Consider the following 9,508-nt stretch of genomic DNA (forward strand, 5'->3'; position numbering starts at 1 on the left):
CGATCCTGGCCGTCCTCGTCAGCCCCGTCGGCCGTAGGCGAGGCGGCGGAGCAGGACCTCGGCGGGGCCGCGTCGGCCTCGCCGGTGCATCAGGTACGCGCCGGCCAGCGTGACCAGCCAGACGAGCAGCGCGCAGCCGGCGGCGACGAAGGTGGGGCTGCCCAGCCGGTCGCCGAGCGCGAGGGCGTACGGCGAGGCCAGCACCAGCCAGGCGACCGACTGCACGAGGTAGCCGCTGAGTGAACGCCGGCCCAGCGCGGCGAGGGCGGTGACGGGCAGCTGCCGCCGCGAGGTCGCCGACCGGGTCGACACCCGGAGGGCGAGCAGGCCGAAGAGGCAGCCGTAGCCGATGCCGCCGAAGAACCCGGCCGCCTCGTAGAGCATCTTGACGTACCCGGCGGTGTCGGCGTCGACAGGCAGGAAGTCGCCGGCGAGCAGGCCCATCGGCAGCCCGCCCAGGACGGCGACGGTGAGCCCGACCGCGGCGCCGCGGCGCAGCACGCGGCGGTGCTTCGCCGGCTCGTCGAGCAGCCGGCGGCGGGCCGCCCAGGCGCCGATCCAGATGAAGAGGATCATCGGGAGCATGCTGAGCACGGCCGCCGGCCACTCGACCAGGCGGGCGGCCAGCGACGCGGAGTAGCTGGTCTCCGTCACCGACGGGAAGTCGGTGGTCGGCACCCCGGCCGTGCCGTCGGCCCCGGCCAGCAGGCCGCGCAGCACCAACGCGGCGAGGCCGAGCACGTAGAGGGCGGCGAAGACCAGGTACGCGGGGGCGAGGCGGTGGACCCGATCACCGCGCCGGAGCAGGAGCAGGGTGAACACGATCCCGATGAGGCCGTACGCGCCGAGCACGTCACCGGAGTAGAGCAGCACGCCGTGCGCGAGGCCGAAGGCGAAGAGCCAGGCGTTGCGGCGCAGCAGCAGAGTGCGCACCTTCCCCGGCGGGCGTCCGGCCTCGTCCTGCCGGCGGGCGAACTGGACGAGCCCGTAGCCGAACATCAGGGCGAAGAGCGGCAGCGCGCGGGCGTGCACGAAGAGGAAGAGGAAGACGTTCCAGACCCGCTCGGGCCCGTGTGGCGTCGGATCCACGCCCGGGGCCGAGGCCAGGAACACCCCCGTCGCGTTGGCCAGCGCGATGAGCAGCAGCATGGCGCCGCGGGCCAGGTCCGGCGCCAGTATCCGTCTCCCGCCCGAGACCGGCGTCGCCGCCCGCCCCTCGGTGCGCGCCTCCACGTCGACAGTCATCGTCTCTCCCTCGTCCGGCTGGAAGCACTAACCATACGACCTAAACTATATGGCGTAAACAAAAGCGCGCCGTCGCGTTGGTCCGGGCCCGCGCTGGGCGATGATGGGGACTCGGATCGGACGCGGATGCGGAGGTGGCTGCCGGCCATGGGCGACGAGGTACCCGTCGGGCTGGCCCGGCTGTGGCGACTGCCGGCGGAGTCCCGACTCGGCCGACCGGCCGCACTGGACGTCGACCGCGTCGTCCGGGCCGCCGTCGCCCTGGCCGACCGCGACGGACTCGGGGGCGTCACACTCGGCAAGATCGCCAATGAGCTGGGCGTCACGTCGATGTCGCTCTACCGGTACGTCGGCTCGAAGGAGGAGCTGCTCGTGCTGATGGGCGACGAGGCCACCGGCCCCGCCCCGGAACTCCCGGCCGGCCCCGGCGGCTGGCGAGCCGGCCTGCGCGACTGGGCGTACGCCCTCCGGGCGGTGCACGCCCGACACGCCTGGCTGCCCCACCTGCCGATCAGCGGCCCACCCAGCGGCCCCAACGCGATCAGCTGGATGAACACCTGCCTGCACGCCCTGCGCGACACCGCGCTCGACTGGGGAGCGAAGGTCGGCATCCTGACCCTGCTCTCCGGATACGTGCGCGGCGCCTCACAGCTCAACGTCGACATGGCCGAGGGGCGGCGGGGCAGCGGCCTCGACCAGCCCCAGGTCGAGCAGGAGTACGGACGCGCGCTGGCGCGCCTCGTCGACGCCGAGCGCTTCCCCGAGGTGGCCGCGCTCTTCACCTCCGGTCTCTTCGAACAGCCGCCGGCCGACGACCCCGAACAGGCCGACTTCGACTTCGGGCTCGACCTGATCCTCGACGGGGTCGCCACCGCGATCCGGGCCGCCGCGCGAGCCTGACCGGCCACCCGTCGCGCGCGGCCGGTGGGCTGCTTGCCGCGTGCGGCCGTCCGCCCGCTGCACGAGCCCGCCCGCCGTCCGCCCGCCACACTCGACCACTGGCCGGCCGCCGGCCGCGCGGACGCCGGCCGCCCGGCGCTCGACGTGCCGGGGCAGGCCGCCGACCACCGGCCGACTCGGTGCCCGACGTGCCGGGGCAGGCCGCCGGCCGCGCTTTGGCCATCCACCGTGACGGCCCACGCGGTTAGCGTCGGCCACATGGAACTCGACACCGCGCAGAAGCTGTGGCAGCCGGAGCCCGGCTGGCTGAACACCGCCAGCTACGGGCTGCCCCCCGAGCCGGCGTGGACCGCCCTGCAGGACGCCCTCGCCGACTGGCGGGTGGGACGTACCTCCTGGGAGGGGTGGGGTGAGTCCGTCGACAGGTCCCGCGCCGCCTTCGCCCGGCTGATCGGGGGCGCGTCGGCGCACGACGTGGCCATCGGGGCCAGCGCCTCCCAACTGCTCGCGCCGGTGGCGGCGGCGCTGCCCGCCGGAGCGACAGTGGTGGTGCCCGAGGTGGAGTTCACCTCCAACCTCTTCCCCTGGCTCGTGCAGGCGCAGCGTGGCGTGCACGTCCGCACGGTGCCGCTCGCCGGGCTGGTGGACGCGATCGACGCCGACACCGACCTGGTCGCGTTCAGCCTCGTGCAGTCCGCCGACGGCGCGATCGCCGCGTACGACGAGATCGTGACGGCGGCCCGGGCGCACGGCGCGCTGGTCGCGGTGGACGCCACCCAGGCCGCCGGCTGGCTGCCCTTCGACGGCACCCGGGCCGACGTGGTGGTGGCCGCGGCGTACAAGTGGCTGATGGGGCCGCGCGGGGTGGCGCTGGCCTACCTGGCCCCGGCGCTGCGCGAGCGGCTGCGGCCCGACGCCGCCGGCTGGTACGCGGGCGACGACCCGCACGCCTCCTACTACGGGCCCCCGCTGCGGCTGGCCGACGACGCCCGCCGGTTCGACATCTCCCCGGCCTGGTTCAGCTGGGTCGGGCTGGCGCCCGCGCTCGACCTGCTCCTCGACGTCGGCCTGCCGGCGATCCGGGCGCACGACGTGGCGCTCGCCAACCGGCTGCTCACCGGGCTCGGCCGGCCGCCGGGGGAGAGCGCCATCGTGACCGTCGAGGTGCCGGACGCGCAGGCGAAGCTGGCCCGGGCGGGCGTACGCGCCGCGGTGCGCGCCGGCCGGGTCCGCGCCTCCTTCCACCTCTACTCGACCGAGCAGGACGTCGATCTGGCCCTGGAGGCTCTGCTGAGCTGACCGCCGCCACCACCCGGCCCCGGCGTCCCGGCTCGCCGGGTGGCGTGCCCAGGGCCCGCCCGAGCGCGACTCCGATCCGGGTGGATCCCGCACATGTGGCCACGCATCGATGTGGCTGAGTCACCCGGACGGAGGCGTCGGACCGGTGGCGTCGGTGGCGCGATGTGGTGGATGGAGCCGGTTCGATGTCCGGGAATGTGTGGGGGATCGACATAGCTCGACTTGTGTGCACGGCCGTACGTTTCCTGAACGCGACGGCCATGTGACCCCTGTCACCCATCAGGTCGTCGCCTTCAGACGGCGGAGGACATGGCGATGGCCGGGCAAGCGCTCCTGTCGGCTCGCGGGCTGACCCGCGACTTCCGGGGCTTCCGGGCGGTCGACGGCGTCGACCTCGACGTCGCGCCGGAGAGCGTCCACGCGCTCGTCGGCCCGAACGGCGCCGGCAAGACGACTCTGTTCAACCTGCTCACCGGCTTCCTGCGCCCCACCGCCGGGCGCATCGAACTGGCCGGGCGGGACGTCACCGGGCTGCCCCCGGAGCAGGTGGCCCGCCTCGGGGTCGCCCGCTCGTTCCAGATCACCAGCCTCTTCCCGCAACTCACCGCGCAGGAGCACGTCGAGCTGGCGTTGCAGTCGCCCAGCGGGCTCGGCTGGCGGTTCTGGCGGTCGGCGAAGCTGATGTCCCGCTACCAGGACCGCGCCGCCGAACTGCTCGACATGGTCGGGCTCGCCGACCTCGCCCACGCCCCCGCCGAGGCCCTCGCGTACGGGCGCAAGCGGGCGCTCGAACTGGCCATCGCGCTCGCCCTGGACCCGAAGGTGCTGCTGCTGGACGAGCCCACCGCCGGCATGGGGCTGGAGGACGTCGACCGCACCGTCGAGCTGATCGCCCGGGTGCGCCCGGGCCGAACCGTGGTGATGGTCGAGCACAACATGAGCGTGGTCGGCCGCCTCGCCGACACCGTCACCGTGCTCCAGGCCGGAAAGGTCCTCGTCGAGGGGCCCTACGACGAGGTCCGCGCCGACGAGCGGGTGATCACCGCCTACCTGGGAGCCGCTGATGCTGCGCGTTGACAACCTCTCCGCCTGGTACGGCGAGGCGCAGGTGCTGCGGGACGTCAGCCTCGACGTCGCCGCCGGCGAGGTGGTGACCCTGGTGGGCCGCAACGGCGCCGGCAAGTCCACCCTGCTGCGCTGCGTGATGGGGCTGCACACCGGGCAACGGGGCACCGTCGAGCTGGACGGGCGGGACATCGGGCGGCTGCCCGCGTACCGGCGGGCGCGGCTCGGGCTCGGCTGGGTGCCGGACGACCGGGGCAGCTACGCCACGCTCAGCGTGGCCGAGAACCTGACGCTGCCGCCGACCGTCGGCCCCGACCCGTGGCCGCTGGAGCGGGTGTACGAGGCGTTCCCCGCCCTGCACCAGCGGCGGGACTCGGCGGCCACCACCCTCTCCGGTGGCGAGCAGCAGATGCTCGCCCTGGCCCGGGTGCTGCGCATGGGCGCCCGGCTGCTGCTCTGCGACGAACCGACCGAGGGGCTCTCCCCGCTGCTCGTGCAGCAGGTCGGGGACCTGCTGCACGAGGCCAAGCGGCACGGGGTCACCGTGCTGCTGGTCGAGCAGAACCTGCACTTCGCCACCGGCGTCGCCGACCGGCACTACCTGCTGGCCGAGGGGCGTGTCGTGGAGGCGATGGAGAACTCCGAGGTGCGCTCGCGGGAACGCGAACTCCTGTCGTACCTCGGGATCTGATGTCGACTGCTGACCGCGCCCCGGCGCGGATGGAGGGAATGGCATGCGTAGGACCGTGGGTGTGGTCGCGGCGTCGGCCGCGGTGGTGCTGGTCGCCGGCTGCGGTGGCGGCGGCCCGCAGTCGGGCGGTGACCAGGAGCTGACCGGCGACAAGATCGTGCTGGGGGTGCTGAACGACCAGTCCGGGGCGTACTCCGAGCTGTCCGGCCGGAACTCGGTGAAGGCCGTGGAGATGGCCATCGCCGACTTCAAGACCAAGCACGGCGACCAGGCGGTGACCAAGGAGATCACCGTGGAGACCGCCGACCACCAGAACAAGCCGGACGTCGCCAACAGCAAGGCCGCCGAGATGTACGACCGCAAGGGCGTCGACATCATCCTCGACGTGCCGACCTCGTCGGCCGCGCTGAAGGTCGCCGACGTGGCCAAGGAGAAGAAGAAGCTCTACTTCAACATCGGCGCCGCCACCACCGAGCTGACCGGCAAGAGCTGCAACAAGTACACGTTCCACTACGCGTACGACACGTACATGCTCGCCAACGGCACCGGGAAGGTGACCACCGAGCAGGTCGGCAAGAACTGGTACATCCTCTACCCGAACTACGCCTTCGGGCAGGACATGGAGAAGAGCTTCACCGCCGCGATCACCGCCGCCGGCGGGCAGGTCGTCGGCAAGGACGGCGCGCCCTTCCCCAACACCAGCGGCGACTACTCGACCTACCTGCTCAAGGCCCCCGGGCTGAACCCGAAGCCGCAGGTGCTCGGGACCATGCAGGCCGGCGCCGAACTGGTCAACGTGGTGAAGCAGTACAACGAGTTCAAGCTGCGGGACAAGGGCGTCGGCCTCGCCGTCGGTCTGATGTTCATCACCGACATCCATTCGCTCACCCCCGCCGCGCTCGCCGGCACCACCTACACCGACGCCTGGTACTGGAACTTCGACCAGACCAACCGCGAGTTCGCCGACCGGTTCCAGAAGGAGACCGGCACCCGGCCCTCCTTCGCCCACGCGGCCAACTACTCGGCGGCCACGCAGTACCTGGAGGCCGTGCAGGCCGCCGGCACCGACGACGCGGACACCGTGGTCAAGCAGCTGGAGGGCAAGGAGGTCAACGACGTCTTCCTGCGCAACGGCAAGATCCGTGCCGAGGACCACCGGGTCATCCACGACGCGTACCTGGCGCAGGTGAAGCCGCAGGCCGAGGTCACCGAGCCGTGGGACTACGTCAAGGTGCTCGAGACCATCCCGGCGGCGGAAGCGTTCGCCGCCCCGTCCCCGGACTGCAAGCTGTGACCGCGAGGAGTGAGCCGGTTCTGCGATCCCCGCAGTCGCGAACGAGGGTGCCAGTGTGAGCGCGAGGAGTGAGCCGGTTTTGCGAGCCCCGCAGTCGCGAACGAGGGTGCCAGTGTGAGCGCGAGGAGTGAGCCGGTTTTGCGAGCCCCGCAGTCGCGAACGAAGGTGGCGTTGTGACCGGCTTCCTGCAGAACACGTTCAACGGGTTGGTGAGCGGGGCGTTCTACGCCCTGCTCGCCCTCGGGCTCGCCGTCATCTTCGGCATGCTGCGGGTGGTGAACTTCGCCCACGGCGCGTTCTACATGCTCGGCGCCTTCGGCGCGTACGTGCTGCTCAGCGAGGCAGGCGTGCCGTTCTGGGCGGCGCTGGTGATCATGCCGCTCGGGCTCGGCCTGCTCGGCATGGCGCTGGAACGGGCGGTCATCCACTGGCTCACCCGGCTCGACCCGCTCTACAACTTCCTGCTCACGTTCGGCCTGACGCTGATCCTTCAGGACCTGGTGAAATCCCGCTACGGCGTGCAGTCCAGCCCGTACGCCACCCCGTCGGCGCTGAGCGGCTCGGTCGACTTCGGGCTCTTCGACTTCCCGGCGTACCGGGTCTTCATCCTCGGCTTCGCCGTACTGGTCTGCGTGGCCGTGTGGTGGGTGCTGACCCGGACCCGGGTCGGCATGGTCGTCCGCGCGGCCACCGAGCGGCCCGAACTCACCCCGGCGTTCGGCATCAACGTCGGACGCTGGGTCACCCCCGTCTTCGGCTTCGGCATCGCGCTCGCCGGGCTCGCCGGGGTGCTCGCCGCGCCGATGCGGGCCGTCAACCCGCTGATGGGCGCCGACCTGATCATCGTGGTCTTCGCCGTGGTGGTGATCGGTGGGCTCGGCTCGATCTTCGGCTCCGTCGCCGCCGGCTTCGGCATCGGCCTCGTCCAGGCGTGGGGCGAGGCGTACCTCTCGGACTTCCCGATCGTGTCCCAGACGATCGTCTTCGTCGTGATGGCCGTCGTGCTGCTCTGGCGCCCGGCCGGGCTCTTCGGCCGTGAGGAGGCACCGGCATGACCAGCACCGTCGACACCCCGGAGAAGGCCGGCCGCCCGGCGCACCGCTCCGGCCTGGTGGCCGCCGCCCGCGCACCCCGCTGGATCCGGTACGCGCTGCTCGCCGTCGGACTGGCCGCCGCGCTGTGGCTGCCGAACGGGCTCTACCCGGCCGTGGCGGTGGACATCCTCTGCTGGGCGCTCTTCGCCGTCGCCGTGGACCTGCTACTCGGCTTCACCGGGCTGATGTCCTTCGGGCACGCCGCCTTCTGGGGCGCCTCCGCATACGTCACCGGACTCGTCGCCATCCACGCCGGGCTGCCGTTCCCGGTCGCCGTACTGGCCGGGGCGCTCGCCGCCGCCCTCCTCGCGGTGCCCATCGGCTACCTCGCGGTGAAGCGGACCGGCATCTACTTCGCCATGGTCACCCTGGCGTTCGCGCAGATGGTCTACTACGTGGCCAACGAGTGGCGGTCGGTCACCCAGGGCGAGAACGGCCTGCAGGGCGTGCCCCGAGCACTCTTCGGGCTGGACCTGACCGACGACTACTACTTCTACTACGCGATCCTGCCGATCGTGCTGCTCGGCCTGGCCGCCGCCTGGCGGATCGTGCACTCGCCCTTCGGCCGGGTACTCGTCGGCATCCGGGACAACCCGGCCCGCGCCCGGGCGCTCGGATATCCGGTACACCGGTACAAGCTCACCGCGTTCGTCCTCTCCGGCTTCATCGCCGGGCTCGGCGGCGGGCTCTTCGCCGTCGGGCACCGCTTCGTCTCCCTCGACGTGCTCCACTGGACGACCTCCGGCAAAGCTGTCATCGTCGTCGTGCTCGGCGGGATCGGCACACTCTGGGGTGCGGTGCTCGGCGCGGCCCTCGTCGTACGGCTGGAGGACTGGCTCTCCTTCTCCGGCTTCGAGGCGATCGGCCTGGTCACCGGCGGCATCTTCGTCCTCGTCGTGCTGCTCTTCCGGCGCGGCATCTGGGGGAGCGCGGTCGTCCTGGCCCGGCGTTGGCTGGCCCGCCGCCACCGCTGACGCCTCCCCGGGGCGGTGCTCGGCGTCCGGTGTTCAGGGCTGCGACCCTTTGCGAGCCTGGGCCGCGCGCCGGTGCTCACTGCTTGCGGGCGTTCGCCGCTTGCTGGCGGCCAGCCCGGGGTGGTTCGGTTCGCCTTGCTCTGCACCCTGATACGCGCCACTCCTATGTGCTCGCGGCCAGCGGCGGTTGTTCCGCTCCCGGTCCGGCCTCGCGCCGCGAGCTGGATGTGCCGCTGGCCGGCGCCCGTGGTGGGTGCCGGCCAGCGGTCGGGTCGTGCTGTGGTGCTGTGTGGTTGTCAGCTGTTCCAGTACTGGGCGACGAGGTCGGCGGCCTGCTGCTCCCACTGGGCGTAGGCGTCCGGGTAGGCCGACACCTGCACGGTCTGCGCGGCGTCGGTCAGCGGCATGTCCTGCCAGCCGTCGACCTGCTTGAGACCCTTCAGGAACGCGGTCGTGGAGTACTGCGGGTCGGTGATCTGCTCCGGCGTACCCCAACCGGAGGTGGGGCGCTGCTGGAACAGGCCCAGCGAGTCGTGGTCGTTGGCGTCGCCGAGGTGACCCAGGTTGTGCAGCTTCGACTCCTGCAGGCTGGTCGCGATGGAGATGACCGCGGCCCGCTCGTTCATGTCCGACTTCTTCGTGGCGGCGATGATCGCCTTCACGTTGGCGGTCTGCTCGTCGTCCAGGGCGATACGCGACTGGGTGCCCTGGGTGCCGTGCGGGATGAGCTTGCCCTTGTCCACGGCCGGCTTGTCGGTGTGGACGACGGCGACGGGCTTGGCGTCGATGGTGGGGGTGGCGGCGTGGGCGGCGACGGGGCCGCCGATGACGCCACCGGCGAACGCGAGACCAGCGATACCGAGAACGCTCTTACGCATGATCGTGTTCATGTCACAGGCTCCTTCGGGGGTGATGACCCACACAAGGGGGGTGTGCAGGTCAGCGC

At 72.0% G+C, this 9,508-nt stretch carries 9 protein-coding genes; 7 read left to right on the forward strand and 2 right to left on the reverse strand.

Annotation, left to right across the window (positions count from 1 at the left end; all coding sequences use genetic code 11):
* Positions 1–18: 18 nt before the first annotated feature.
* Positions 19–1,245 (reverse strand): DUF418 domain-containing protein, encoded by a 1,227-nt coding sequence (locus tag E1211_RS13520; RefSeq protein ID WP_132349029.1) that lies wholly within the window; start codon positions 1,243–1,245, stop codon positions 19–21.
* Between the two features lie 147 nt (positions 1,246–1,392).
* Between E1211_RS13520 and E1211_RS13525 the strand changes: the two genes are divergently transcribed.
* The 7 genes from E1211_RS13525 to E1211_RS13555 all read left to right on the forward strand — a co-directional run bounded on the left by E1211_RS13525 (position 1,393) and on the right by E1211_RS13555 (position 8,562).
* Entirely contained in the window at positions 1,393–2,145 is a 753-nt protein-coding gene (locus tag E1211_RS13525; protein ID WP_132349031.1) for a TetR/AcrR family transcriptional regulator, read from the forward strand.
* A 258-nt stretch (positions 2,146–2,403) separates the two neighbouring features.
* The gene (locus E1211_RS13530) at positions 2,404–3,444 is read left to right on the forward strand and encodes an aminotransferase class V-fold PLP-dependent enzyme (protein WP_132349033.1); all 1,041 of its coding nucleotides are present in this window, start codon (positions 2,404–2,406) and stop codon (positions 3,442–3,444) included.
* 315 nt (positions 3,445–3,759) lie between these two features.
* The gene (locus E1211_RS13535) at positions 3,760–4,521 is read left to right on the forward strand and encodes an ABC transporter ATP-binding protein (RefSeq protein ID WP_132349034.1); all 762 of its coding nucleotides are present in this window, start codon (positions 3,760–3,762) and stop codon (positions 4,519–4,521) included.
* Complete coding sequence (locus E1211_RS13540; protein ID WP_132349036.1) at positions 4,508–5,200, forward strand: ABC transporter ATP-binding protein; 693 nt, start codon at positions 4,508–4,510, stop codon at positions 5,198–5,200. The genes E1211_RS13535 and E1211_RS13540 overlap by 14 nt, the downstream gene beginning before the upstream one ends.
* A 43-nt stretch (positions 5,201–5,243) precedes the next feature.
* On the forward strand, positions 5,244–6,494 hold the full coding sequence (locus E1211_RS13545) for an ABC transporter substrate-binding protein (RefSeq protein ID WP_132349038.1): 1,251 nt from the start codon (positions 5,244–5,246) through the stop codon (positions 6,492–6,494).
* Positions 6,495–6,667: 173 nt separating this feature from the next.
* Positions 6,668–7,549 carry a branched-chain amino acid ABC transporter permease gene (locus tag E1211_RS13550; RefSeq protein ID WP_132349040.1) on the forward strand — a complete coding sequence of 294 codons (882 nt, stop codon included), beginning with the start codon at positions 6,668–6,670 and terminating at the stop codon, positions 7,547–7,549.
* Complete coding sequence (locus tag E1211_RS13555; RefSeq protein WP_132349042.1) at positions 7,546–8,562, forward strand: branched-chain amino acid ABC transporter permease; 1,017 nt, start codon at positions 7,546–7,548, stop codon at positions 8,560–8,562. The genes E1211_RS13550 and E1211_RS13555 overlap by 4 nt, the downstream gene beginning before the upstream one ends.
* Before the next feature lie 296 nt (positions 8,563–8,858).
* Here E1211_RS13555 and E1211_RS13560 read toward each other — a convergent pair whose 3' ends face one another.
* A complete protein-coding gene (locus tag E1211_RS13560; protein ID WP_132349044.1) occupies positions 8,859–9,452 on the reverse strand; it encodes a hypothetical protein in 594 nt (197 codons plus the stop codon).
* Positions 9,453–9,508: the final 56 nt, after the last annotated feature.

Source organism: Micromonospora sp. 15K316, assembly GCF_004348525.1.
Lineage (GTDB): Bacteria > Actinomycetota > Actinomycetes > Mycobacteriales > Micromonosporaceae > Micromonospora.

Bases quoted from the DNA above. Each gene is read 5' to 3' on its own strand.
- E1211_RS13545 (WP_132349038.1), top strand. From the start codon at position 5,244: ATGCGTAGGACCGTGGGTGTGGTCGCGGCGTCGGCCGCGGTGGTGCTG.
- E1211_RS13535 (WP_132349034.1), top strand. From the start codon at position 3,760: ATGGCCGGGCAAGCGCTCCTGTCGGCTCGCGGGCTGACCCGCGACTTC.
- E1211_RS13530 (WP_132349033.1), top strand. From the start codon at position 2,404: ATGGAACTCGACACCGCGCAGAAGCTGTGGCAGCCGGAGCCCGGCTGG.
- E1211_RS13560 (WP_132349044.1), bottom strand. From the start codon at position 9,452: ATGAACACGATCATGCGTAAGAGCGTTCTCGGTATCGCTGGTCTCGCG.
- E1211_RS13540 (WP_132349036.1), top strand. From the start codon at position 4,508: ATGCTGCGCGTTGACAACCTCTCCGCCTGGTACGGCGAGGCGCAGGTG.
- E1211_RS13555 (WP_132349042.1), top strand. From the start codon at position 7,546: ATGACCAGCACCGTCGACACCCCGGAGAAGGCCGGCCGCCCGGCGCAC.
- E1211_RS13525 (WP_132349031.1), top strand. From the start codon at position 1,393: ATGGGCGACGAGGTACCCGTCGGGCTGGCCCGGCTGTGGCGACTGCCG.
- E1211_RS13520 (WP_132349029.1), bottom strand. From the start codon at position 1,245: ATGACTGTCGACGTGGAGGCGCGCACCGAGGGGCGGGCGGCGACGCCG.